This window comes from Paraburkholderia sp. Tr-20389, assembly GCF_017104565.1.
In the GTDB taxonomy this organism is placed as follows: domain Bacteria; phylum Pseudomonadota; class Gammaproteobacteria; order Burkholderiales; family Burkholderiaceae; genus Paraburkholderia.
In genome coordinates, this window is record NZ_JAAGPD010000003.1 from 104284 (window position 1) to 129210 (window position 24927).

Here is a 24927-nt window from a genome sequence, read left to right on the forward strand (position 1 = left end):
GATAAAAAAGGGGCGCACTTGAAGTGCGCCCCTTTTTTATTGCATCACCGCGAGATCAGCGGTGCATTCAGCTCGACACGTATGCAACGTACGGACCGAGACCCACTGACGACGACGCACCCGAAATGCCGTAGTACATGTGACGGCCGTAAAAGAACGGCATACCGATATCGATGCCGTTGTACAGCGCGACGCCCAGGTTGTTGAACGCGAAGTTGCCGGAGTTGACCAGCGTCACGCCGTTGCTGACGTTGAACTGAACTGACGCCGTCGCGCCGTTCGTTGCCGTGAAGATGGCCGACAGCCCCGTCGGCGCAGCAGGGGTATAGAACCCCTTGGCTCCCTTGGTCAACGAAGCGCTCTGGAAGTAAAAGCCGCTTGAGCCCGAATCGAAGAAGGCCGTCTTGCTATACGAGCGTCCTTCGAACGAGGCATCCACATTTCCCGCGGTAGTGGTCGACAACACGGTCGCGCTCGTTCCCCTCAGCGCATTGTTCGACTGGGTATCGATGCCGAACACCAGCGTCCCGTTCGCCGTCGCAGCGCCGGTGTCGGCGACCTGATACATCTCGACGATCACGCCGTTGTTGTCAGTTGCGAACTGCGTCACGGGATTCGGCACCTGACTCGTCAACGGCACCTGCGTCGGCGTGCAGGTCGAGCCCGAGCACACATAGTAGGCACCTATCACCGCACCGTTCGCGCAATCCGCGCCGCAGTCGTATGGCTGGGTGCCAATGCCGAGGATGCCGTTGGCGCCGAGATCCGCGACCGTCGCCATATTCGTGCCCGTCATGCATCCGTTGACGCCAGTCGGAATGCTCGCACTCAGTGCGGGATCGGAGATCACCTGGATCGGCATGTTCTTCGCGACTTCGCTCGACATGCTCAGGTCCGCCCGACGAACGAGGCCCCACGTGTTGCCCGAGCCGAACGACACGCATTCGGCGAGCGGCTGCGCGGCTACTGTCTCCTGCGTCAACTGGTTATAGGTGCCGCTCGGAATGGCGGACGCGAACAGGCGCAAGCCAAACGATCCCGTATCGACGAGGACGTTGTCGATGGTCGAGCAGTTCAAGCCGGCGTTCGTGTTGGGCGCGCAGATCCTGATGCTCACCATCGGGAAGTTCAACACGTTACTGACCGACGATACGACGATCGGCACCGTATTCGACGCGCTCGACGACACGGGCGTCGCCGTCGGATCGGCGAATGCGGTGCTGACGGCCGTACTGGTGGCAGCCGTCGAGCTCGACGCACCGGACGATCCGCCGCCGCCGCAACCCGCGAGGGCGACACACATGCCACTGACGGCAAGCATCCACTTCAATGCACGCATTTGCTGTCCCCTTGCCTTATTGGATGTCATCGCTGCTCATGCCGGCGGGAAGATCCGCCGGCACCCACGCACGTCCGACGTAGGCACCCATATGGCCGCCTGTCTCGACCACGACATCCGAGCGTTGCACGGTCGCGGGACCAAACGCGCTGCCCCGTTGCGCATGCTGCTGGTTGACGGTATCGAGATAGCCTGCGAAGTGGCTGCCCAGCAGCGAACTGAGATCGGGCGTGTGAGGGCCATGCCAGGTCGCGGCAAAGACGACCCCCGATTGCCCGACGTACTCGCGAACCAGCGTGCCGTCGGCCAGCGTGGCCTCGTTGACGGTATAAGGCACGGCAGATGCGCTCATGCGCCTGACGGCCTGAGTCGAGCTTGCGCTGGCGCTGGCGGCATAAGTTGGTCCGGCGCCGAGCGCCGCATGCGCGGAAATACAGTTGGCCAATGCAACCGCTGCCAACAGACATTGGAGACGTATTTTCATTAAGTCCTCGGATTATTCTTTTCGATCGAAACCAATCTCCGCCCCTGCAATGCGATTTAATATTTGCCTTCCCTTGAATCTTTGAACGTACGGAAGGCGCCCATGCGCAGGCATGACGGAGATCAAATCCGGTTAACGGTACGAGAGCTTTAAACTGAAGAAAAACCTGAGGACAGGCGGATGGCCATTTCCATTTCGACAGTTAAATGAAATGAATAGAAAGACCAAACGAATCTTCGAGATGCCTGATTCCGCATGCATCAGGCAAACGATGTTGCACGAATACGATGACCACAAACAACAACGGCGCGCATGCCCTAAAGCATGCGCGCCGTTTTATTTGTTCTTTTTAGAGAGCCTGAACGGACGGACCATCGTGCTTCGTCGAATCGACGACGATGTTTCCCCGATCATGTTCGACCATCGCAGTGCGAGTCAGGTCGGCGCCAACATCACGCGCGCCCGAAGTTGCCGATACAGATTCCGTCATGGTGTCCAGGGAAGGCGTGAGATAAATAACGACAGATCGCACATAAACTCCGATTGGCACCAAGCCCGCATTTTAACGCATGCGGAGAAGTCTTCCGCATTTTGCGCGAGCGGCAGACGAACGAAAACAACGCGCCGCTGCAAGCGGCGCGTGCGTTGACACGTCGACACATCAGCGAAACGTAAGGACGCTAGTGACGCATCGACTCCGGCAGCGACATCAGCAATGCCGTGATGTCCATGTCTTCGTCGAGTTCAGGCCAGAACAGCTGCTGCTTGTCGAGCGAAATCGCGAAATGCTCGCGCTCCGAATCGGTCGCAGCGGCGAGCGTGGGAAACCAGTTGAGTGGAAATTCGACGGCTCGGCCGTCGGACAGATCGAGAAACAGGTGTGCACTATCGAAATGCACATCGACGGCATCGGCACGCATGATCGCCTCCCGCGGGGGTCCAATCAAACGATAGCCGTGCCAGCCGCGTGCTTCAAGCGCTTTGCACAGGGCCCGAACAGAAAGGCGCGCGTTACAGCTCGGGCCTTGCGAGATCGTGTTCGACGATATGCTCGCCGTATACCTGCGCCGCGGCGAGCGCTTCTTCCTTCGTCGGATAGGGACCGAGATCGGGCGCACCGTCGAACGGAAACAGCAGGCGTCCGTCCGTCTTGCGCACCACGCGCAGCACGCCGAAAAAGCGCCGGTAGCCGGCGAGCTTCGAGCCCGCGCTGACTTCGAAATCGCCCTCGCTCTTGCCGGGCACACTGGGAATGAAACCGCTCATGATGGACTTCTTGAATGCGTGAACTGTCGTGCGAAAAGCGCTATTTTCGCATGCTCATTGTGTGCGCTTCATGTCGGCGCACATCCGGCGCATTCAACGGAGCGTGGACGCGTCGCCTGGCCGCTCGTTGATGTACGTCGCCACGTCGCGCTGTTCCAGAGCGTCGCCGAGTTTCATGCGCAGGAAGCTGCTCGTCGTATAGCGCGTCACGCCGGCATAGAACTGGCTGACGAGCTTCATCACCATCGCCGAATACGTGGGGATCAATTCCGGGTTGATCGAAAAGTTGTCGTAGTTGATGATCGCCTGCGGCTTGATCCGCACGCCCGACAAACGCGATTCGACCTCGTGCCGGATCGTGTCGATCTGTTCCTGCGTCGTGACCTGCAAGCCCTCGAAGTTGACGAAGAACATGTTCTTCTCGGCGTCGAAATTGAAGCGCTCTTCGAGCGGCAAGCTCAGCAGCAACGTGCGCAAGCCCATCGGCGCGGCGCGAAAAATGCGCTCGTCCATCAGACGCGGCGGCCGTTCGATGATCGGCGTAAAGCCCATCTGCGCGACGATATCGTTCTGCACGTCGACACCGGGCGCGACTTCCGTCAGTTCGAGTCCGCGCGGCGTCAGCGCGAACACGCAACGCTCGGTGATGTACAACACGTGCTGCCCGCGCTTCGCTGCATATTCGCCGCTGAACGTACGATGCTCGACTTCATCGACGAACTTCTGGCACGTGCCTTCGCGATTGATCTTGAGGCGCCCATCTTCGATCGCGACATCGAGATTGCCCGCGTTGAAGGTGCCGACGAACACCACGCGCTTCGCGCTCTGGCTGATGTTGATGAAACCGCCCGCGCCCGCGAGCTTCGGTCCGAATTTGCTGACGTTGAGATTGCCCTGGCGGTCGGCTTGCGCGAGTCCGAGAAAGGCGATGTCGAGGCCGCCGCCATCGTAAAAGTCGAACTGATACGGCTGATCGATGATGGCCTGGGTGTTGGTCGCCGCGCCGAAATTCAGCCCGCCGGCCGGAATGCCGCCGATCACGCCCGGCTCCGTCGTCATCGTGAAGAGATCGATCACACCCTCTTCGTTCGCGACATTCGCAATGCCTTCGGGCATACCGATGCCCAGATTCACCACGCTATTCGCCATCAGTTCCATCGCCGCGCGCCGCGCGATCACCTTGCGCTCGGTCAGCTCCATCGGCGGCACCGAACTCGCGGGCACGCGCAGTTCGCTCGCGAACGCGGGCGAATAGGGCTCGGCGAACGTCTGCCAGTGATGCTCGGGGCGCGCGACCACGACGCAATCGACCATGATGCCCGGTATCTTCACGTCGCGCGGATTGAGCGTGTTCGTATCGGCGAGCCGTTCGACCTGCACGATCACGACGCCACCCGAATTGCGCGCCGCCATCGCAATGGCGAGTGCTTCGAGCGTCAGCGCCTCGCGTTCCATCGTGACGTTGCCGTTCGCGTCGGCCGTGGTGCCGCGAATGATCGCGACGTCGATGGGGAAGGTCTTGTAGAACAGATGCTCGTTGCCGTCGATTTCCATCAGCCTGACGAGATCTTCCGACGTGCGGCCATTCAGCTTGCCGCCGCCGTGACGCGGATCGACGAAGGTGCCGAGACCGATCGTCGACAGATGTCCCGGCTTGCCCGCGGCGATATCGCGGAACAGATGCGAGATCACGCCTTGCGGCAGGTTGTAGGCCTCGATGCGGCCGTCGATGGCGAGTTGCTGCAGCTTCGGCACCAACCCCCAATGCCCGCCGATCACGCGGCGCACGAGCCCTTCGTGCGCGAGATGGTTCAGCCCTTTCGATTTGCCGTCGCCCTGCCCTGCCGCGTACACGAGCGTGAGATCGAGATGCGCGCTCGATGCATCGGGTGTCCCCAGCGCACCCGGCCCGCCCGACGTCGCCGCGTTCGCGTCGAAGAAACGCTCCTCCAGCGCGATCGCCACTTCTTCGGCGAAGCCGACACCGACGAAACCGCCCGTCGCAATCGTGTCGCCCCGACGAATCAGTTCGACGGCAGCGCGCGCGCTCACGACCTTGTCGCGTCCGACCTTGCGCTCGGTGACGGGGAACGGGTATTGGAAAACGGCGCGCATGGGGTCTCCTGGTTGCTGCCCGTCCGGGCGGATGCCGGCACGGGTTGCGACGTGCGAGGTGCAACCCCTCGCGGAATATGCGGTTTTTGCGGTGCCTGAACACTCAGGTTAGCAAGCCGCGCAAGCGGCGTCAGCATTTATCGACACTGGACAAAAGCGCTGCGCGATTCTCCGAACCGGCGGTCGTTTAAAAAGTCAGCCGCATTTTCAGGCCGCATTTTGAATGCAATGGCGAAAGCTTAGGTAAGCAAAGCTTTTCCAGTGTGCTGCGGATTCTTGTTAAAACGATGCGTTGCGCATTCGTATAAATCATTCCGCATGCGCGCCGTTGTGCAAACAACGACGCTATGGTTCGGCCCTTTGAAAACAGGCACAATCGCTCAGGCTAAACAAAAATCGCGGCGCGCCGTTAACGCAGCAAGCAGCGCCGTCCGCATGCGCAGCAATAATTACCGCCGAAGCGGCTGGCCACCATGAAAGGCAATACTTTTCCCCATCCGATCAACGCACGATGCGCAGCACGCTTGAGCCTGCTCGCGCTGTCGACAGACGCCGCGTTCGCCGTTGCGCCGTATCGGCGCGTCCCGCGCGCCGCGTTGTGCGCACACTGAGGCGAGTCCGCACATGCCGACGAGCCTTCCATTGAAGTGGCGCCGCGCACTGCGCCGGCACGCCGCGAACCCATCGCAACAGGATCAGCACTTTCTTTCGCTTCTGCTCGGCGCATGGTCGAGCCGCCGCCCTGTCGGTCCCATCGGCTTCGCGATCAGCGTCGCCACGGGAATCGGCGCCGGCACGGCGAGCATCGCGCTGCAAATGGCGTTGCGCGGCTCCGTGAGCGCGCCCTTCAGCGCACAGGTTGCAATAGGCGCGACAGTGGGCGCAATCGCGATGATCGCGACACGTCAGCGCTTGGCCGCGCAGAAAGCGCGGCACGCAGCGGCGATGGCGCTGGCCAGTTCGTTCCTCGACGCGAGCCGCGATTGCGTCAAGCTGCTCGACCTGCAAGGGCACATGCTGCGCATCAACGACTACGGCGCGACGCTGATGGAGGCGTCGTCGCCCGTGCAGCTGGCGGGCGCGGACTGGCTCGGTTTCTGGAAAGGCGGCGATCACGATGCCGCGACGACCGCGTTCAGGAACGCGCTGAACGGCACGCCCGCATCGTTTCGCGGCAGTTGCACGACGACAGCAGGCCAGCCGAAGTGGTGGGATTCGCAGCTGATCCCCGTGAAGGATCACAGCGGCAAGGTCGTCGCCGTGGTCTGCGCGTCGCTCGACATCACGAACCAGACGCAACTGCTCCAGCAACTGCGCGCGAAGAGCGAACTGATGTCCGAGATGGAAGCGCACGTACAACTCGTGTTCTTCTCGTATAGCGCGAACTTCGAATATTTCCACTACATCACGGCGGGTTCGTCGAACGTGTTCGGCCTCGAACCGGAAGAGTTCATGCGCAACCCGAACAGCTGGCGCGAACTCGTGGTGCCGCAGGACCGCGCCGCGTTGCAGGCCGAAATGGCGCGCATCATGACGGAATCGACGGAAGGACGCGCGCAGTACCGCATCCGCAAGGCCGACGGTTCGGTGCGCTGGCTGCGCAGCACGGGCTATCCGGTGATCGGCGAGAACGGCGACGTGCTGCGCATCGTCGGTATCACCGAGGACGTCACGGTCGAGCAGGAGCGCATCGCGGAACTCGACCGCCTCGCGTACACGGATTCGCTCACGGGTCTCGCGAACCGCGCCGCCCTGCTGCGCGAAATCGAAAACCGCTGCGCGGCGGGCAAGCCGTTCGGCCTGATGTTCGTCGACCTCGACCGCTTCAAGGTACTCAACGACACGCTCGGCCACCTCGCCGCCGATCATCTGTTGCGTCACGTCGGCGGCATCATTCGCCGTTCGCTGCCCGACGACGCGTATGTGGCGCGGCTGGGCGGCGACGAATTCGCGGTGCTGATCGGCAGCGTCGTCGATAAGCCGGGGCTCGAAGCGCAGGCGAAGGCATTGCTCGGCGGACTGTCGGAGAATCGTCTGGAAGGTCGCGCGGGTGCGTTCATCACGGCGTCGATCGGCATCTCGATCTATCCGGAACACGGCAGCGGCCACGACGCGCTGCTGTCGAGCGCCGACGTCGCGATGTACGCGGCGAAGAAGACGGGCCGCAACGGTTACCAGTTCGCCGGCAAGGAAGCGGCGCGGACCATCGGCGATTTCGAACTCGAGCGCGACGTGCCCGAAGCGCTCGCGACGAACCAGTTCTTCCTGCACTTCCAGACCATTCACGAGCCGCATTCGCTCGCGGTGCACAGCACCGAAGCGCTGATCCGCTGGCAGCATCCGAGGCGCGGGCGGATTTCACCTGGCGATTTCATTCCGCTGCTGGAAGAAACCGGCTTCGTCGAAGACGTCGGCGTGTGGGTGCTCGACAACGCGCTGCGCCAGCTCGCTGCATGGCGGCAGGCGGGCGCGATGAATCTGGGCGTGTCGGTGAACGTGTCGGCGCGGCAACTCGGCAGCGAGCAGATCGTGCAACAGGTGGACCGCGCGCTCAAGCAATACGGCATTCCGCCCGGCAAGCTCGAAATCGAGCTGACGGAAACCGCGCTGATGAAGAACCCGAAGCAGGCGCAGAAGTCGATCGTCGAGTTGAAGCGGCTCGGCGCGCGCATCGCGATCGACGATTTCGGCACGGGCTACTCGAGCCTGATGTATCTCGCCGATTTCGAGCCGCACACGCTGAAGATCGACCGGCATTTCACGTCGAAGATCGAACACGATCCGACGACGCAGACCATCGTCGAAGGCATCATCGGTCTCGCGCACAAGCTGGGCATTCAGGTGATCGCGGAAGGCGTCGAGCAGACCGCGCAACTGGATATCCTGCGCCAGGTGAACTGCGATTACGTGCAGGGCTACCTGCTCAGCAAGCCGCAGGCGCCCGAAGGGCTGATGACGCGCACCTGACGGGCACGATCGGCCCGCCAGCCGGCGCGCGCATCAGAACCGGTGGCGCAAGCCCGCGCCGATCAGCACCTGATTGTGGCCCGACGACGGATCGGTCGTATTGATGACGGCCGGCGCGCCCGACGACGCACGCTGATAAATCGCTTCCAGATACGTGTCGGTGCGCTTCGAAAACTGGTAGTCGGCCTGCACGCCGCCGTTGTGCCAGTGCGCGCCCGAACCCTTCGTGTACGTGTACGAACCGGCCAGCGCGATGGACGGCGTCAACTGGTAGATGCCGTTGACTTCGTAGTTGGAGAAACCCGCCGACGGGGCGATGCCGCCCGTATCGATCACGGTGACGCCCGTGAACGTCGAGCGCGACCACGCAGCCGCCATCGTGAAGTCGCCGATCGCGTAGCTCACGCCGACGCCGTAGGTGTTCTGCGTCTGCGCGGAAGCGTCGAAGACGTCGTTGGTGCTGGTGGGCAGCACGACAGGTTCGTACGCACCCGCCGACGAATTGCCCCGCCCGTTCGCATGCAGATACGCGGCGCCCGCGTTCAGCGCGCCCGCCTGATAGCTCATGCCGAAGCTGTACGCACGGTTGTTCGCAAACTGCCCGGCCGTGTTGGAGAACGCGTACATGCCGCCGAACGTCAGCCCGCCGAACGACGGGCTCGCGTACTTGACCGAATTGGCGGCGAGATAAGTGTTGTTCGCGTTGTCGTTGTCGAACGGATGGGCGAACGCGGTGCCGCCCGTGCCGCCCGTCAGCGTGAAGGGCGCGAAGTAGTCGTGCACGAGATCGTACTGATGGCCCAGCGTCAGCGTGCCCGCCTTATCGTTGCCTATGCCGACGTAGTACGGGTGATCGTTGAACATTTCGCCCGACGTGACCGAGAAGCCGCGCTCAAGCCGGAAGATCGCGCGATAGCCGCCGCCCAGATCCTCGATACCCTGCAAGCCCCAATAGCTGCCGTCGACGAGCCCGGTCGTCGCCTTCCACTGCGAATGTCCGCCGACATTGCTGATATACGCGAGGCCCGTGTCGAGTTCGCCGTACATCGTGACGCTGCTTTGCGCGTGGGCGCCCGTGCCAAGCGAGAGAAGTGCGGCGCTCACGGCGACCGCTGCGGCTTTCTTGTTGATCTTGTTCGCGGACATGCTTGGCTTCCCTGAGTTGAGTCGATTCGATTTCGAACCGCGACTTTTTATAGGAACAACAGCCACACGCACAAGTGGAGTGAGTGAAATATCACGCACAACGCTTCAAATCCAGCTTACGAAATGCAAGCGAATCCCATTATTGGACTCGCGCGAAACGGAAGTAAACCGAAAACAAAATCGCCTGAACGCCATACGCACAGCGCAATGCGCGCGATGCCGGCGGGACGGTCTGCTCCAAGGAAGCGTACGCTCAATAGCCCGCGCCCGGCGTTGTTTTCATGCGACGCGGGCGCTCATTGAATCGACGCGACGTCGATCTCGAACGCACTGCGCAGACGGTCGTGCAGCGCCGCGGCATGCGCGGCGTGAGTGGACGTCCACTGGGGTTGGCCGTCGCACAGATACTGGAGTTCGCGGCATTGCGCGGCGAACGCCGTTTCCTGCGCGACGAGAAAACCGCCAGCGGCGCTATGCGCCCATTCGCGCAAGGCTTTGACGTCCTTGCTGTCGACGATCGACGCGAGTCTCGGCAAGTCCGTCATCAGATAGTCGCGCAGCATCTGCATGAAGCGGGCTTTGTCGGCGGGGTCGAGAGCGGGCGCCGTATCGGCTGGCTGCCGCATGGGCGCGGCGGGCGCGCGTTGCGGTTCGTCGAGCGGCACTTCATCTTCATCGGCTTCCTGCTCCTGCGCGGATGCATCGGCCGATTCGGGCTGCGCGGCGTCGGTGTCGGTGTCGGGCACATCCGTCGAGCGCCGCGCGCGCAGGCCCAAAGCCAGCAGCGCCGCTTCCACCTGCTTCAGCGACGCCGGCTTCGGCACGTAAGCAGCGAAGCCCCGCCGCCGCCATTCGTCGATCTGCTCGACACCCGCGACCGCGCTGAACGCGAGCACGGGCAGATGCGGATGCGATTGCCGCAGCGCCTCCATCAACGCGTAGCCGTCCATGATCGGCATGTGAATGTCCGTCAGCACGAGATCGGCTTCGGTCTGCTTCAGCAGCAACAGCGCCTCGCGGCCATCGCCGGCCAGAGTCGGTTCGCAGCCGAGCGCGGTCAACTGCTCGATGATGAGCGTCTGGTTCAGCGGATTGTCTTCCGCGACGAGCACCCGCAAGCCTTGCAGCGAAGGATCGGTGGCGCGTTCGTCGCTCGCGGTTGCGGCGGATGGTGCCTCGACTGACGGTGCGCCGCCCGTCAACTGCTCGATGCACGCGAAGATCGCGTCGTGGCTGAACTCGGTCACTTCGAACACGCCCTCGGCGCGCTGCGTCGGCCGATGCTGCCCGCCGCGCGTCAGCCAGACGACGGACACCGGCTGGATCGCGCGCAGCGCGGAGACGGTGTCGAGGCCGTATTCGCCCGTCACGATCACGAAGCCGGGGCGGTGCACGCGCAGCCACGCTTCCGCCGCCGCGACCGACGTCGCGCTGCTCGCCGTCCAGCCGACGTATTCGAGCATTTCGCCGAGCACTTTCGCCGAAGCCGCTTCCTGACACAGCACGAGCGCACTGCCGCGCTGGCGCGGCGGCAAGGCGGCGGAAGCGTCGGCCAGCGCCTGCGCAGTCGGTTCGAGCGGAATCGACACGGTGAACGCGCTGCCCAGCCCAGGCACGCTTTCGACGCCGATCTTGCCGCCCATCAGCTCGCACAGCCGCGCGCAAATGGAGAGACCGAGGCCCGTCCCGCCGATGCGGCTCGACGTGCTCGACTCCGCCTGCACGAACGGGTTGAAAATCCGCGTGACGAGCGACGAATCCATGCCGATGCCCGAATCGATCACACGGCACGTCAGCACCGGGCGGTCATGCAGATCGGGTTCGATGTGCGCCGTCAACGTGATCTTGCCGCTCGACGTGAACTTGAAGGCATTCGACAGCAGGTTGTTGACGATCTGCACGACCCGCGCGCGGTCGCCGCGCACCGCCCGGTAAAGCGACGGCGACAGATGCGCGTAGAAGCGCAACGGCCTGCCTGACGCGAGCGGCGCATACGACAGCGCGAGATTCTCCAGGTCGTCGATCGGTCTGAACGACTCCGGCAGCAGCTTCATCTTGCCCGCACCGATCTTCGAGAAATCGAGGATGTCGTTGACGATGTGCCGCAGCCCGTCCGCTGCCGCGCCGACGGCGCGCAGCCGCTGCTGCTGCGCGTCGAGTCCGGGCGTCATCGACAGCAGTTCGAGATTGCCGAGCAGCGCGTTCAAAGGCGTGCGGATTTCGTGGCTCATCGCCGCGAAGAAGCTGTTCTGCGCATTCATCATCGCTTCCGTTTCGCGTTGCGCCGCGCGAATCTGCTGGCCGAGCGCATGCCGCACGGTGACGTCGAGCAGCGCGCAGAACAGCACGTCCTCGCCGCGATAGCGCGCGGCGCCGTAGCTGATCTGCAGGTATTGCGTGTCGGGATGATCGGCGGCGGCGGGTTCGACGGGCAGCGCGCTCACGATGAACTCGGCGAACTTGCCGAGCTTCGACGCGCCCGCCTCATGCGCGTTGCGCTCCTTGAACGCGGCCGCGATATGCGCGGGCAGGCTGACGGGTGCGTCGCCGAGATGCAACAGCTCGCGCGCCAGCTGGTTCGACGTGAGGATATGAAAGTCGTGCTGCCGCACGATGCACAGCCCGACGGGCGTCGCCGCGACGAGGATGTGGTTGATCGTCTCGCTTTCGAGCGCGCGCACGGCCTCTTCGTTCGAGCGGCGCAGCAGCTTGAAACCCCAGAACTTCGCCGTGAGGACCACGCCGAGCGCCGCCAGCAGCGCGACGCCGACAATCGCGCCGAGTTGCCAGCGCAGCGCACCGATGATGTCGCCCCAGCTCAGATGGCAGACGAGCGACGGCCACGCATCGCTGACGGGCACGGAGAACAGCACGCCGTCTGCCGAATAGCGGGGCGTGTCCGGCTTAAGGCTCGCGGCCCGCTGCATCACGTCGTGCGCGGTATCGGCGTCGAGAGGCGGCTGCGTCCAGATCACGCCGCGCTTGCCGACCAGCAGCAGCGTGCCTTCGTGCCGCGATCTCACGGGCACGCTGAAAAACTGCTCGAGCGGCTGAATGAGCGCGATCAGCGCGACGGGCGTGTCGCCCGCATAGTAAGCAGAGATTGCGACCATCGCCGCCGCGCCGAGCAGCGGATCGCGATACGGTCCCGCCAGCACGTAGCCGCCTTTCGGCGGCACGCGCGAACCCGTCTGCGCGAGCAGGTCGCGCTCCAGCGTGTCGCGCAACGTGCCGACCAGCGCGGGTGAAGCGGGCGGGGCATGCGGATCGCTGGAAGGCGACAGCTCCGGCATGAGAACCGCGTAGTCGTCCGTGAGCCCGACGATTACCGCGCGGTACGTCACGTCGAACGCCGCGCGGGTCACGAGTGTCGAGTTGGCGGCCGACGAGAGCCGCCACAGATTCGCGTTCAGACTGTCGCCCCAGCGCGCGCGCGTCGCTTCGGAAATCAGCACCTGATAGCGCGTGGTCAAACCCGCTCCCGGCGCGGCCACCACGCCGCTTTCGCGCGCCGCCTGCTCGACATCGATGGGCACGCGCTGGACCTCGTCCGTGCTTTCGTAATAGCTGACCGTGAGTTCCGCGCGCCTGAGAAAGGATTGACCGCGGTGGATGGCGACCGAGAAGTTCGCCGCGTCCTGCGCGCGGATGCTGCGCATGTAGTCGACGTACTTGCCGATCGCCAGTGCCGAGAGCAGCGAGGCCGACACGACGAGGATCGCGAGCAGCGCGACGATCGTCACGAGATAGAGCCGCCGCTGCCGTCGCGCATAACGCAAGAGCGTGGCAAATCCTTCAGCCAGCGACTCCTGCGTGCGATCGAGAAGGTTTTGCATGTTGTCGCGCCTCATGAGATCGGGCGTCGCGTCGAAAGCGGGTCGTCACCGCCGTTGACCGACTGCATCGTGAACCGCTCGCAAGCCGGACGTTCGCCGAAACGCGCGTATGACCGCAAAAGATGCGAAGGCGAAGCCGCTATCCAACGAGTTTAGGCTGAGTTGGCGCTGATTGCGTCTGCATGCAGAAGATGGCGCCGCGCGCCGAACTCTGTGTTATCGGCGCGAGCACGCGTTACCTGAGTCAAATACCAGGATAACCCTAAAGCATCTGGGGTCTCTGCCGTTAAGGCTTACAGAACCATTCGGATGCGGAGGCATCCGGCAGTCCAAGGAACGTCATGCGCAACAATCAGCCTGTCACCCAGAACGAGTACGACTATCCGTCCTCGCAGATGCTCGTTTCCGCAACCGATCTCAAAGGCAAGATCCAGTATTGCAATCCCGCGTTCGTCGCCGTGTCCGGCTATTCGCGCGACGAACTGATCGGCAAGCCGCACAACCTGATCCGCCATCCCGACATGCCCGCCGAAGCCTTCGCCGACATGTGGGCAACGATTCGCGCCGGCCGGCCGTGGTCGGCGTTCGTCAAGAATCGCCGCAAGAACGGCGACCATTATTGGGTGCGCGCGAGCGTCACGCCCGTCGTCGAGAACGGCACGCCCGTCGGCTACCTGAGCGTGCGCGTCAAGCCGGACCGCGAGCAGGTGCGTGCCGCGGACGCGCTGTACGCGAAGATGCGCGCCGGCGAAGCGCGCGGCGTGCGGCTGCAGCAGGGCGTCGTCGTGCGCACGGGCCTGTTGGGCAAACTGGGCGCGCTGATGCGTCTGCCCGTCGCGATGCGCGCGACGATCGGCTATATGGTCGCGCCCGTCGCGCTGCTGGCGGCGGGTCTCGCGGCCTGGGGCGGCACGCCGCCGCTGCCGTTCTGGATCGCGTTCGGCGTGACGGCCGCGACCAGCGCCGCCGCCGCGCAACTGCTGTCGCGCCACCTCGGTCAGCCAGTCGACGCGATGTCGTCGTTTGCCACACGGATGGCCGCGGGCGACCTGACCGCCGATCTGGCGATTGCGCGTCACGACGATCTCGGCGACGTGCTGCAGGCGCTCAACCAGCTGAAGGCGAACCTCGCCGCGATCGTGTTCGATGTGCGCGCGCAGATCGGCGGAATGCTCGACGCCGCGCACGAGATTTCCACGGGCAACATCGATCTCGCGCGCCGCACGGAAATGCAGGCGGCATCGCTGGAAGAAACGGCGGCGACGATGGAGCAACTGACCACCACGGTTCAGGCCAACGCCGACGCGGCCGGGCGCGCACTCGATCTGGTGCGGGACGCGCAGTCGGCGGCCGCGACGGGCGGCAAGGTCGCGCTGCAGGTCGAGCAGACGATGGCGGGCATCACCGAGGCGTCGAAGCGGATCGCCGACATCACGGGCGTGATCGACGGCATCGCGTTCCAGACCAACATTCTCGCGCTCAACGCCGCCGTCGAAGCGGCGCGTGCGGGCGAGGCGGGCCGCTCGTTCGCCGTCGTCGCGAGCGAAGTGCGCATGCTCGCGCAGCGCTGCGCGGCGTCGGCGAAGGAAATCAAGCAGGTGGTCGATACGACCGTGAACGAGGTATCGCAAGGCACGGAACTCGTTGCGCGCACCACCGCGCAGATGGCCGTGATCGATCAGGCCGTGGCGCGCGTGTCGTCGCTAATCGTCGAAGTGGCGAACGCGAGCAACGAACAGGCCGACGGCATCAGCCAGGTCAACCAGGCCGTGTCGCATCTGGACAGCGCGACGCAGCAGAACGCCGCGCTGGTCGAGCAGGCAGCGGCGACGGCGCAACGTCTCGCCGCACAGGCCGACGTGCTGGACGAAGCGGTGCGTCTGTTCAGCGTGGCGGGCGCGCCCGCGCAAGGCGCGAAGAAACAGGCAGTGCGCACGGCGGCGGCGCTGCGCAATCCTGCCGTTCCCGCGCACGCGGTTCACCGCGATGTCGAGGAAGACGCATTGGTCTGATGGATCATCGTTACTCCCATCTCGACAACGCGCTATTGGCCAATAAAGATACGTCGGTCAGCGCCCAGGATTGTGTGCGGGCCGGCTGACCCGAGTAACAACGGCGTTTAAGTAGCCCGCCCATTTCTGGACGGGCTATTTTTTTGCTCGCCACGCTCGCGCATTCAGCCGAACGCCAGCAACTCGAGTTGTTGCGGCGCTTTCGACATCGGCCGCTCCATCTTCAGTAACGCCTCCTTCCGATGCAGCCCGCCCGCGTAGCCGGTCAGATCGCCCGCGCTCGATATCACGCGGTGGCACGGCACGACGATCGAGATCGGATTACGCCCGTTGGCGGCGCCGACCGCGCGCGATGCCGACAGCGGCAAGCCGAGCCGCTGCGCGATGGCGCCGTAGCTGGCCGTCTCGCCGTATGGAATCTGCACGAGCTGCTCCCATACGTCGCGCTGGAATGCGCTGCCGAGCATCCGCAGCGGCAGCGTGAACGTCGTGCGCTCGCCCGCGAAATATTCGTCGAGTTGCGCACGCGCCTGATGCAGCACGCGTGACTCGCCTTGCTCGGCGAGCGCGCCGTCGGCAGCCGGAAAATACTTCTGCCCGACGAAGTACACGCCCGTCAGCGCGTCGTCCTCGGCGCGCAGCAGAATGTCGCCGAGCGGGCTTGGCATCGACATGCATTGCTTCATGAAATCCTCCGGCATGGTCGGGAAGACCATCGGCAATGTGCCGCGCGGACTTCCGAATGCGTCCACTTTATCGTACCGGCCAGTCGCGCTGCCTCCCGGTTCTTGCTCTGATCCATCCCCAGCATAGGCAGGCGTCATTGCCGTGACAGCAGGCAGTCGCGGACCGCGAATGCCCGCGACGCGCGTGTACGGAGCGTCACGATCGCGTGTCAGACTGGCGCGTGACGCGTTGGCAAAGACCCGGGGTGCCTCGCCGGAAGCCGCGCCGGCCTTATGTTTCCGTCCTGCGCCCCGCCCCTTCGATGCATTGCGCACGGCTCGCCCGCATAATCCGACGAGTGTGAGCGCCACGCGACAGACGGCGCGCGGCGCTACCCTTACAATGCCTGTTCGGCAACGTTGTTCAATCACGCAAGAGGGAATTTTCGATGCGCACCACCGGGTCTTCCGGGGCAATGGCCCTGCTCACCGAGCACGACGACGCAACGGGGCGCGAACTGCGCACGCTGCGCCTCGAATCGACAGAAGACGGTAAAGGCATACTTCTGATCGAAGTCGATGAACGCAAGCCGGGCATCCACCGTGAAGTGCGTTATGAAATCACGCCTGCGGAACTGATCGCAGCCATCCGTGCGCATGGCGCCGAACTGCCGGGCGAGCAGCACAATCACCGTCAATAATTCACAGCGTTCATCAATCGCATCATGCAGAGCGCGCGGCGCAGGTTCGATCCCGTGCCGCGCCTCTTGTTTTTGGCGTAGTCATCACCATCTCTGACGCCTCGTCGAACGTCACACGACATTCACCGGGCGTGCCGCAGTCTCTTGCCGGAGACGCAGGCGACAAGCGCTTTTCCCGCATTTCGGCAATACTCGCACGCAAAACGCACCTCTCTTGCACGCGTTGAAAATGCGTCCATAATCTTTTAGTCAATTCCAGTCGACTTCGAGGCTCAACAGCCGCGAAAGTAAGCCGATGCTACATGATCTCGTCGAGCAGTACGGGCCTGCCATCGTATTCGTCAATGTACTCGCCGCATCGATCGGGCTGCCCGTGCCCGCGATGCCGGCTCTCGTGCTGTTTGGCGCGATGGCCGCGATGCACCCCGGTTCCGTCGGCACCCAGGTGCTGCCGGTGCTCGTGCTCGCGGTGTTCGCCACGCTGATCGGCGACAGCGCGTGGTTCGCGGCTGGGCGCATCTACGGCGGCAACACGCTGAAAACGCTGTGCAAGCTGTCGCTGTCGCGCGATACCTGCGTGAAGAAGACCGAGCGCTTTTTCGGCCGCTGGGGCGTGCGCGTGCTGGCCGTGGCGAAGTTCGTGCCGGGTCTCTCCATCGTCTCCATTCCGATGGCGGGCGCGATGGGCACGCCGTATCGCACCTTCCTCGCATACGACAGCATCGGCGCGACCCTCTGGTCGGGCCTCGGCCTCGTGCTCGGCGTCGTGTTCGCGCAGCAGATCGACATGCTGTTCGCCGGCGCGAGCCGCTTGGGCAAGCTGACGGCCGTGGTGGTCGCGGTGCTGCTGGCCATCTATTGCACATATCGCTGGTATCGGCGCCGTCAGCTGATCAAGAAGCTGGCAACGGCACGCATGGACGTCGACGAGCTGTACAACCTGATGCTCGACAAACGCTCGCCTGTGCTGTTCGACATCCGCTCGCAGGAAAAGCGCGCGCTCGATCCGTTTGTGATTCCCGGCTCGGTGTTCGCGGACGAACGCCAGCTCGAGGAAATCGTCGCAAAGTATCCGCACGACCAGAAGCTCGTGATCTATTGCTCGTGCCCGAACGAGGTATCGGCGGCATGGATGGCAAAGCAATTGACGGAAGCCGGCTTTCGCGACGTGATTCCGCTGCGCGGCGGCCTCGATGCGTGGCGCGACGCGGGCCGCCAGCTAGAGCCGCTCGCCGAGGAACTGGAGCCGACGGTGGCCGTCGGCATCACGCCGAAGACAGTCTGACTCATGACTCACAGGCGCCGCGTACCCGTTCCGGCGTGCGGCGCAGCAAGGAGCAAATTCGATGGGTGTAACGCGAGAGGGTGAAGACGCGCAACGCGCCGCCGCCAGTGAGGCGCCGTTCTCGACGCTGTCCACACGGCGCCACCAGATGTTCCCCGAACTCCAGCCGGAAGAAATCAAGCGGCTGTGCAAGTTCGGCGAACGCCGTCACTTCGAAACGGGCGAAATGCTGTTCCGCACGGGCAGCACCGGGGCGGGGATGATGGTGGTGCTGTCGGGCGCGGTGAAGGTGTATCAGCGCGACGGGCTCGGGCGCGAACTGCTCATCAACGAGCATCACAAGGGCTCGTTCCTCGCTGAAGTCGGGCAGTTGTCGGGCAAGCCGGCGCTGATCGACGCGATGGCGCTCGAACCCGGCGAAGTCCTGCTGATTTCGCCGGAACGTCTGCGCGCGCTGATCGTCGCGGAAGCGGAACTGGGCGAGCGCATCATGCGCGCGCTGATTTTGCGGCGCGTCGGGCTGATCGAGCGCGGCGCGGGCGGGCCGATCATCGTCGGCAAGAGCAATGACCGGCGGCTGGTGTCGCTGCAAGGCTTCCTCGCGCGCAACGGCCATCCGCATACCATGCTTGACGAACGCGACGAAGACGGGCTGCGCGTGATCGAGCAGTTCGCGGCGGGCCCGGAAGACATGCCGCTCGTGATCTGCCCGGACGGCACAGTGCTGCGCCATCCGAGCGACCCCGAGCTGGCCACGTGTCTCGGCCTGATCCCCGATCTCGACTCGGAGCACGTGTACGACGTGGCGATCGTCGGCGCCGGTCCGGCCGGGCTGGCGACGGCCGTGTATGCGGCGTCGGAAGGTTTGTCGGTGATCGTGCTCGATAGCCGTGCGCCGGGCGGACAAGCTGGCGCCAGTTCGCGCATCGAGAACTACCTCGGCTTTCCGACGGGCATTTCCGGCCAGGCGCTCGCGGGCCGCGCGTTCGTGCAGGCGCAGAAGTTCGGCGCCCACGTCGCGATCCCCGTGAGGGTCAAGCATCTGCATTGCGAAGAGCGCCCGTACCGGCTCGAACTCGCGTGCCAGGGCAGCATCCGCGCGCAGGCGGTTGTGATCGCGAGCGGCGCGGTCTACCGGCGTCCCGAGATCGACGGACTCGACCGGTTCGACGGGCGCGGCATTTACTACTGGGCGTCGCCCGTCGAAGCCAAGCTGTGCAAGCGCGAAGAAATCGTGCTGGTCGGCGGCGGCAATTCGGCGGGACAGGGCATCGTCTATCTGGCGTCGCACGCGAAGCACATTCACGTACTGATCCGCCGTAGCGGCTTCGAGTCGACGATGTCGCGCTATCTGATCGACCGGATCTCGTCGCTGCCCAACGTCACCGTCTATCCGGGCACGGAGATCGGCTCGCTCGAAGGCGATGAAGGCGGGCTTGCGCAAATCGGTCTGAAGCGCCCGTGCGCCGATGGCCGCGACTGTTTCGATTCGCGCCATCTGTTCCTGTTCACGGGCGCCGATCCGAATACGGACTGGCTGCGCTCGTGCGGCGTCGAGCTGGACGCGAAGGGCTTCGTCATGACGGGCAAAGATTCAGCCTGCGATCTGACGACTTCCGTCGAAGGCGTCTACGCAATCGGCGATGCACGCGCGGGATCGACGAAGCGCGTGGCGGCCGCCGTTGGCGAAGGCGCGCAAGTCGTCGCGCAAATTCACCAGATGCTCGCCGAACGCGCGGGCGAAACGATCGCGCTCGGCGCCTGATTCCCGTCTCATGCAACGGCCCGCGTCGTTCGTGGCGCGGGCCGTTCGCTTTTGTCCTCCTGCGGTTTCCCTCCTATCCAGCAGCCGCTTACCGGTTGTTACACAAGCGACCGTCTGCTTGCACCTGTGATCCTTTCTGCTTCGTAAGATTAAGTCAGCGTCCGGTCAGGTACTGACACGGGACAGGAGCGCAAGCGCTCAAGCCCGCTCTGCAAGGGATAGGAGAACAGCATGAACAAACGTGCGATGGTTTTTGCGGCTTTAGGCGTTGCCGCTGCGTGCATGTCCACAGCGGCGTCGGCGCAGGTCGGCGTCGGTGTGTATCTCGGCGCGCCCGCGCCCGTCTATGCGCCGCCGCCTGTCGTGTATGCACCGCCGCCGCCCGTGGTCTATGCGCCGCCGCCCGTGTATTACAGTGGCTACGGCGGATATGGCGGCTATCGGCGCGGATATTGGGGCCGGCCGCACTGGCACGATCACGGTCGGTATCGCGGGGAAGGCCGCCATCACGGCCGCTGGTAACGCCCGCTCGTAACATCATTCGAGCCACACGGCGGAGCGCATCCGGCAGTGCGTTTTCGCCGCTCACGCTACAGTAGCGAACAAGTCGGGCATCACGGCAACGTCATGCCTTCCTGCCGGGCGTGCGTCGGCGTTGCTCCGACACACGCCCGGATCGCCACGACATCCACAGCGTGATCACACTGCCCCTCTCTGCCGCCCGCACCCTGCATCTGGCCGCTCAAGGCCTGCTCACGCCCCCGCGCCGCAAGGCGACCAAGGCCGATGTGCTCGACGCCATCCGGCAGATGGCGCAATTGCAGATCGACACGATTCATGTCGTCGCGCGCAGTCCGTATCTGGTGTTGTTCAGCCGGCTCGGCGCGTATCAGCCGCAATGGCTCGACGAGCATCTCGCGGAAGGCGCGCTCTTCGAATACTGGTCGCATGAAGCGTGTTTTCTGCCCATCGAGGATTACCGCCTGATGCGTCACCGGATGCTCGATCCGAGCGACATGGGCTGGAAATACGCCGCCGACTGGCACACGCAGTACCGTTCGGAGATCGACAAGCTGCTCGCGCAAATCCGCGCGACGGGGCCCGTGCGTTCGGCGGACTTCGCTCGCGAAGCGGGCAAAGGCAGTGGCTGGTGGGACTGGAAGCCGGAGAAGCGGCATCTCGAAGTGCTGTTCGCGATCGGCGAACTGATGGTCGCGGAGCGGCGCAATTTTCAGCGCGTGTACGACGTGACCGAACGCGTGCTGCCGCACTGGAACGATGCGCGCGACCTGCAGCCCGCCGATGCCGTCGCGAACGAACTGCTGCGGCGCACCTGCCGCGCGCTGGGCGTGGTGCGCGCTGACTGGGTCGCGGATTACTACCGGATGCCACGCCGCCCGTACGCCGACGCGCTCCACCAGCTAGCCGACGCGGGCGAACTGACGCCCGTGAGCGTCGATGGATGGAAGCAGCCGACCTTCGTGCACCGCGACTTCACGTCGATGATCGACGCGGCTTCCAACGGGCAGTTGTCATCCACGGTCACGACGCTGTTGTCGCCATTCGATCCCGTCGTCTGGGACCGCAAGCGCGCGGCCGCGCTGTTCGATTTCGATTACGTGATCGAATGCTACGTACCCGCTGCGAAGCGCAAATACGGCTACTACGTGCTGCCGATTCTGAATCGAGGCAAGTTGATTGGGCGTGTGGATGCGAAGGCGCATCGTACGAGCGGCGTGTTCGAATTGAAGGCGCTGCATCTGGAGCCCGGTGTGCGCGTGAGCGGGCGGCTCACAGCAGACTTGCGGCGCGCGCTGCAGCGCTGCGCCGACTGGCACGGCACGCCGCAACTGGAGATCACTTCGGCGCCTGACGGACTCGCAGCGGCGCTCGCCGCCGAAGACGACTAACCGCGCCCGCTACATGATCAGTGCAGCGCAGTCCACGCGAGCGACAGCGAGAACATCCCCAGCACGATCGACGCCGCGCGCTGGATCTTCACGGGATCGAGCCACCTCAGTTTGCCGCTGCCGAGCGCGGCACCGAAGCTGATCCACGCAAACGCGATAGGCACGAGCAGGCACGCGAAGAGCGACATCGCGAACGCGTAGCAGCCAGCAGTCTCGAACGCTATCGACGGGAAGATCGTGCCCGCGAACAGCAACGCCTTCGGATTGAGCAGCGTCGCGACGAACAGCGCGCGCGGACCGTTCGTGCGCGGCGCCGAGTCGGGCAACGCGACGGCGGCGCGCCACATGTCGACGGCGAGATACGCGATGTACAGACCGCTCGCAATGCGCAGCACGGAAGGCAGCCACGGCAGCGTCTGCGCAGCGTGCACGATGAAGCGGCCCCAGACCGAGATCGACACGAAGTAGCCGGCCAGCTCCGCGCCGATCAGCGGCAGCGAGCGGCGCGCGCCCTGCCGCAAGCCGGCGGCCGCCAGCAACGTGTTCGTCGGACCGGGCGTCAACAGCACGATCGTGATGCCGAGCGCGAGCAGCGCGGTATCGGAAGTGGAAAGCATCAAAAGAAAAAGGGCGCGTCGAAACGAGCGCCCTTTGTATCACAGTCGCGCGACAGTGCCGAATTCTGTCAAAAGAACGTCTGCGTGCCGCGCGACGCAGGCTCAGCGGTCGAGCTTCACTCGCAACTCGCGCGCCGTTTCGAGCAGACCTTCGTAGCCGGAACGCGCATGCTCCGGCAGGTCCGGGTCGCCGACCAGCGCGCCGAGGGTTTCGATGAGGCTATACAGAATGCCGCGCGCCGCGCTGACGGCAATGTTGCCCGACGACACCATCTCGTTCACATGCGAGACGGCTGCGTCGAGGTGTTCGAGGTCCGGCTGTGCGCCAGTGTCCTGCTTGTCCGGATCGGGCGTCATGATGAATCGTCGCTCCTGTTCTGGCCTGTCGGCAAAGGGTTCTGCCGTTATATATATACCGATCGCGTGATGCCGTCCATTCGCACAGACGGCATTGCACGTGGTGTTTCAGGTTCGACTGACGACGATCAGAATGAGTTCACGCTACGCTCAGGGCGTCCAGCGATACATCAGGATTTTCGCGCGCGCATCGTCTTCGAGCAGCACCACATACTCGCCGTTGTCGCGCCGCACCGCGCTGATGCCGAGATACACATCGACCCAACCCGTCGTGTTGCCGACCGCGGCACCCGGCGTCATATAGCCGACCATCTGCCCCGAACGCGCGTCGTACACATCGACCTTCGGCGTATACAACTCGGCGACGAACACATAGTCGCCCGCCACGGCCACACCAACGGGCGTCACCTGCGGATTGCTGCTCGCATTCCACGGCAGATCGATCGTGTAGGCAGGTGTGGGCATGCCCGAACTCCAGTTGTCGTAGCGCACGAGAAGGCGGCCCGCCTCTTTCCAGTGCGTCGCGTCCCACGGCAGGCTGCTCGTGTAGCCGGACACATACATCGTGTCCGTCTCGGCGATATAGACGATACGCGCGATGCGATTGAACGGCGCGGGCATCGGAAACATCTTCGAGCTTGCATACGTGTAGACGGGATTGCCGACGCTGTCGAAGCCCTGCAACGGCATTTCGCGGATGCCGCTCGCGGGCGTCGCGAGCCACACGTTGCCCGGCGTATCGACCCACCAGAAGCCGTTGCCGACGGTGCTGCCCGTCGACGGATTACCCGTGATCTCGCTGGCGTCGACGTGGCCGTCGCCGTTCGTATCGCGCCACATCCATTCGCCGTAGGTCGGCTGGCCGGCGGGCCAGGTGCCCGGTAGCGGATTCTGCGCGAAGAGCCCGGATGGAATCGCGACTTCGTCGTGCGCGGCATCGAAACGATAGACGTTCAGGTAGTGCGCGCCAGGATCGAGCGTGAAGAGATACGGCTGGCCGTTGATCCGCCGCACCATCGGCTCGCCGCGCACGCCGCGCGGCTGGTGGAACGCGGGATCGTCGGGGAAATCGAAACGGTCCAGCGTGAAGCCTGCGTATTTCCATTCGTGCCCCGGCGGCTGCGCATAGTCCATCGTGAAGCGCTTCGAGCCGGTGTAGACGCTGTTCGGCGACGCGGGATCGAACGACGCGCCGTCGACGAACGTGAGCCCTTGCAACTGCCAGTTCAGGTTGCGCGTCGGGTACTTGTAGCTCTCCAGCACGGCGCCCTGCCCGACCGTCGCGGAAGCGAGCGGGCGCGGCCCTTCACCGTTCTGCGCAACGTAGAAGTTGCCCGCCTGATCGAAGCCGATACCGGTGACGCCGTTGAAGCGCCACGCGCCAGGCGTGCCCTTCGGCTCGTGGAAGATGCCGTACAACGTGCCGAGCGAGCCCGTCTGCTGGGTCGCGCCCGTGGCCGTCTTGCCGTAGACGAGCACTTGCTGCCTGGCGCCGTTGTCGGCGACGAGAATCTGTCCTGAAGGGGAAATGGCGATGTCCGTCGGCACGGTGCCGGCCGGCAACGCGAGCGTGCCCGGTAGCGGCGCCCCCGTCGACGAATAGTGCAGCACGCTGATGCTCGCCGTACCGAAACCGCTCATGACCCAGACGGACGAGTCGGCATCGATCGCGATGCGTCCCGGCGCTGCTACGCTCCACGAACGCAAACGGCGCATCGTGTTCGCATCGAACACGACGATCTGGTTGCCATAGGTGTCCGACGCATACAGTTCGGTGTCCGTGGCGGCGAGCCCGCGAAGGCCCGCATCCGTGCCCGTCGCGATCGCGCTCACGCGCAGGAAGCTGTTCTTTGTGGTGTTCGCGCTGTTGCCGATGCCGCTGTCGAACGGCGCGCCCACGGCGATATTCGAGAGCAGGCGGCGCGTGATGCCGAACCACGTCAGCCCGGCCGGTGGATAATCCGCGCCGACCAGCCCGTTGTTCTGATTGCCGATCGACATCGCCGCGTAGACGTAAGTGTGATTCGAAGTAATCGCGTCGCCGCCTGCTGCGCCCCAACCATGCGTCGCGCCCGCTACGGCAATTTTGTCGCCATTTTTATATGCGGCGATTTCGCTTCCGCTTTCATCCCACGGCGAATTGGTGAATACCGTTCCATCGGGTGAGACGTTAATCGCCTGAATGTCCTGCTGCATCCATTTGCCGTCGCCGAATCCGAAATTATTGCCTATCCACGAAGTGGTGTAGGTCAATTGCGATTGCGCAGCTGCGCCAATGGGAATCAGACTGCCGAGCGCAATCAGCGCAACAGCGATGCGGGTCGAGACTTTCACGGTCGTGTCCTTGCGAGAAGCAAAACGTTAGCAAGCGCAGACAGCACATGCGAAATTCACGCAATGCGCTTATCGATCAGCATTTGCCATTCCATACGAATAAAATTCAATTCGCATGAAATAAGGTT

18 protein-coding genes are annotated in these 24927 nt (G+C 64.0%); 7 read left to right on the forward strand and 11 right to left on the reverse strand.

Annotated elements, in window-relative coordinates; all coding sequences use genetic code 11:
• Nucleotides 1-67 precede the first annotated feature (67 nt).
• The 5 genes from G3N95_RS06270 to G3N95_RS06290 all read right to left on the reverse strand — a co-directional run bounded on the left by G3N95_RS06270 (nucleotide 68) and on the right by G3N95_RS06290 (nucleotide 5204).
• Entirely contained in the window at nucleotides 68-1339 is a 1272-nt protein-coding gene (locus G3N95_RS06270; RefSeq protein ID WP_205969139.1) for a DUF3443 domain-containing protein, read from the reverse strand.
• A 16-nt stretch (nucleotides 1340-1355) separates the two neighbouring features.
• Nucleotides 1356-1823 carry a DUF2844 domain-containing protein gene (locus G3N95_RS06275; protein ID WP_205969140.1) on the reverse strand — a complete coding sequence of 156 codons (468 nt, stop codon included), beginning with the start codon at nucleotides 1821-1823 and terminating at the stop codon, nucleotides 1356-1358.
• 680 nt (nucleotides 1824-2503) lie between these two features.
• Nucleotides 2504-2743: a DUF2442 domain-containing protein gene (locus G3N95_RS06280; RefSeq protein WP_205969141.1), complete on the reverse strand. Its 240-nt coding sequence runs from the start codon at nucleotides 2741-2743 to the stop codon at nucleotides 2504-2506.
• Between the two features lie 91 nt (nucleotides 2744-2834).
• The gene (locus G3N95_RS06285) at nucleotides 2835-3089 is read right to left on the reverse strand and encodes a DUF6723 family protein (RefSeq protein WP_180731453.1); all 255 of its coding nucleotides are present in this window, start codon (nucleotides 3087-3089) and stop codon (nucleotides 2835-2837) included.
• A 93-nt stretch (nucleotides 3090-3182) separates the two neighbouring features.
• Entirely contained in the window at nucleotides 3183-5204 is a 2022-nt protein-coding gene (locus tag G3N95_RS06290) for an acyl CoA:acetate/3-ketoacid CoA transferase (protein ID WP_205969142.1), read from the reverse strand.
• 624 nt (nucleotides 5205-5828) lie between these two features.
• Between G3N95_RS06290 and G3N95_RS06295 the strand changes: the two genes are divergently transcribed.
• Nucleotides 5829-8171 carry an EAL domain-containing protein gene (locus tag G3N95_RS06295; RefSeq protein ID WP_205969143.1) on the forward strand — a complete coding sequence of 781 codons (2343 nt, stop codon included), beginning with the start codon at nucleotides 5829-5831 and terminating at the stop codon, nucleotides 8169-8171.
• A 33-nt stretch (nucleotides 8172-8204) separates the two neighbouring features.
• On the opposite strand, the gene G3N95_RS06300 is transcribed toward G3N95_RS06295, so the two are convergent.
• The gene (locus G3N95_RS06300; protein WP_205969144.1) at nucleotides 8205-9317 is read right to left on the reverse strand and encodes a porin; all 1113 of its coding nucleotides are present in this window, start codon (nucleotides 9315-9317) and stop codon (nucleotides 8205-8207) included.
• 296 nt (nucleotides 9318-9613) lie between these two features.
• On the reverse strand, nucleotides 9614-13153 hold the full coding sequence (locus tag G3N95_RS06305; protein ID WP_205969145.1) for an ATP-binding protein: 3540 nt from the start codon (nucleotides 13151-13153) through the stop codon (nucleotides 9614-9616).
• A gap of 341 nt (nucleotides 13154-13494) precedes the next feature.
• Here G3N95_RS06305 and G3N95_RS06310 point away from each other — a divergent pair, with 341 nt between their 5' ends.
• Nucleotides 13495-15165 carry a PAS domain-containing methyl-accepting chemotaxis protein gene (locus G3N95_RS06310; RefSeq protein ID WP_205969146.1) on the forward strand — a complete coding sequence of 557 codons (1671 nt, stop codon included), beginning with the start codon at nucleotides 13495-13497 and terminating at the stop codon, nucleotides 15163-15165.
• A 164-nt stretch (nucleotides 15166-15329) separates the two neighbouring features.
• Here the strand turns inward: G3N95_RS06310 and G3N95_RS06315 are convergent, their stop codons facing one another.
• Nucleotides 15330-15851 (reverse strand): methylated-DNA--[protein]-cysteine S-methyltransferase, encoded by a 522-nt coding sequence (locus tag G3N95_RS06315; RefSeq protein WP_205969147.1) that lies wholly within the window; start codon nucleotides 15849-15851, stop codon nucleotides 15330-15332.
• Nucleotides 15852-16279: 428 nt separating this feature from the next.
• Here G3N95_RS06315 and G3N95_RS06320 point away from each other — a divergent pair, with 428 nt between their 5' ends.
• The 5 genes from G3N95_RS06320 (at nucleotide 16280) to G3N95_RS06340 (ending at nucleotide 21491) form a co-directional block, all read left to right on the forward strand.
• Nucleotides 16280-16531 (forward strand): hypothetical protein, encoded by a 252-nt coding sequence (locus G3N95_RS06320; RefSeq protein WP_007587731.1) that lies wholly within the window; start codon nucleotides 16280-16282, stop codon nucleotides 16529-16531.
• A 295-nt stretch (nucleotides 16532-16826) separates the two neighbouring features.
• On the forward strand, nucleotides 16827-17816 hold the full coding sequence (locus G3N95_RS06325; protein ID WP_205969148.1) for a DedA family protein/thiosulfate sulfurtransferase GlpE: 990 nt from the start codon (nucleotides 16827-16829) through the stop codon (nucleotides 17814-17816).
• Nucleotides 17817-17877: 61 nt separating this feature from the next.
• Nucleotides 17878-19581 carry an FAD-dependent oxidoreductase gene (locus G3N95_RS06330; RefSeq protein WP_205969149.1) on the forward strand — a complete coding sequence of 568 codons (1704 nt, stop codon included), beginning with the start codon at nucleotides 17878-17880 and terminating at the stop codon, nucleotides 19579-19581.
• 231 nt (nucleotides 19582-19812) lie between these two features.
• Nucleotides 19813-20103, forward strand: a complete 291-nt coding sequence (locus G3N95_RS06335) for a hypothetical protein (RefSeq protein ID WP_205969150.1) — start codon at nucleotides 19813-19815, stop codon at nucleotides 20101-20103.
• A gap of 173 nt (nucleotides 20104-20276) precedes the next feature.
• A complete protein-coding gene (locus G3N95_RS06340; RefSeq protein WP_205969151.1) occupies nucleotides 20277-21491 on the forward strand; it encodes a crosslink repair DNA glycosylase YcaQ family protein in 1215 nt (404 codons plus the stop codon).
• A gap of 17 nt (nucleotides 21492-21508) precedes the next feature.
• Here G3N95_RS06340 and G3N95_RS06345 read toward each other — a convergent pair whose 3' ends face one another.
• The 3 genes from G3N95_RS06345 to G3N95_RS06355 form a co-directional block, all read right to left on the reverse strand.
• Entirely contained in the window at nucleotides 21509-22108 is a 600-nt protein-coding gene (locus G3N95_RS06345) for a LysE family translocator (RefSeq protein WP_205969152.1), read from the reverse strand.
• Between the two features lie 102 nt (nucleotides 22109-22210).
• A complete protein-coding gene (locus tag G3N95_RS06350) occupies nucleotides 22211-22465 on the reverse strand; it encodes a hypothetical protein (RefSeq protein WP_205969153.1) in 255 nt (84 codons plus the stop codon).
• Nucleotides 22466-22615: 150 nt separating this feature from the next.
• A complete protein-coding gene (locus G3N95_RS06355) occupies nucleotides 22616-24799 on the reverse strand; it encodes a hypothetical protein (RefSeq protein WP_205969154.1) in 2184 nt (727 codons plus the stop codon).
• Nucleotides 24800-24927 lie beyond the last annotated feature (128 nt).

Coding starts and splice junctions, on each gene's coding strand:
- G3N95_RS06270 (WP_205969139.1), bottom strand. CDS start 1,339: ATGCGTGCATTGAAGTGGATGCTTGCCGTCAGTGGCATGTGTGTCGCC.
- G3N95_RS06275 (WP_205969140.1), bottom strand. CDS start 1,823: ATGAAAATACGTCTCCAATGTCTGTTGGCAGCGGTTGCATTGGCCAAC.
- G3N95_RS06280 (WP_205969141.1), bottom strand. CDS start 2,743: ATGCGTGCCGATGCCGTCGATGTGCATTTCGATAGTGCACACCTGTTT.
- G3N95_RS06285 (WP_180731453.1), bottom strand. CDS start 3,089: ATGAGCGGTTTCATTCCCAGTGTGCCCGGCAAGAGCGAGGGCGATTTC.
- G3N95_RS06290 (WP_205969142.1), bottom strand. CDS start 5,204: ATGCGCGCCGTTTTCCAATACCCGTTCCCCGTCACCGAGCGCAAGGTC.
- G3N95_RS06295 (WP_205969143.1), top strand. CDS start 5,829: ATGCCGACGAGCCTTCCATTGAAGTGGCGCCGCGCACTGCGCCGGCAC.
- G3N95_RS06300 (WP_205969144.1), bottom strand. CDS start 9,317: ATGTCCGCGAACAAGATCAACAAGAAAGCCGCAGCGGTCGCCGTGAGC.
- G3N95_RS06305 (WP_205969145.1), bottom strand. CDS start 13,153: ATGCAAAACCTTCTCGATCGCACGCAGGAGTCGCTGGCTGAAGGATTT.
- G3N95_RS06310 (WP_205969146.1), top strand. CDS start 13,495: ATGCGCAACAATCAGCCTGTCACCCAGAACGAGTACGACTATCCGTCC.
- G3N95_RS06315 (WP_205969147.1), bottom strand. CDS start 15,851: ATGAAGCAATGCATGTCGATGCCAAGCCCGCTCGGCGACATTCTGCTG.
- G3N95_RS06320 (WP_007587731.1), top strand. CDS start 16,280: ATGCGCACCACCGGGTCTTCCGGGGCAATGGCCCTGCTCACCGAGCAC.
- G3N95_RS06325 (WP_205969148.1), top strand. CDS start 16,827: ATGCTACATGATCTCGTCGAGCAGTACGGGCCTGCCATCGTATTCGTC.
- G3N95_RS06330 (WP_205969149.1), top strand. CDS start 17,878: ATGGGTGTAACGCGAGAGGGTGAAGACGCGCAACGCGCCGCCGCCAGT.
- G3N95_RS06335 (WP_205969150.1), top strand. CDS start 19,813: ATGAACAAACGTGCGATGGTTTTTGCGGCTTTAGGCGTTGCCGCTGCG.
- G3N95_RS06345 (WP_205969152.1), bottom strand. CDS start 22,108: ATGCTTTCCACTTCCGATACCGCGCTGCTCGCGCTCGGCATCACGATC.
- G3N95_RS06350 (WP_205969153.1), bottom strand. CDS start 22,465: ATGACGCCCGATCCGGACAAGCAGGACACTGGCGCACAGCCGGACCTC.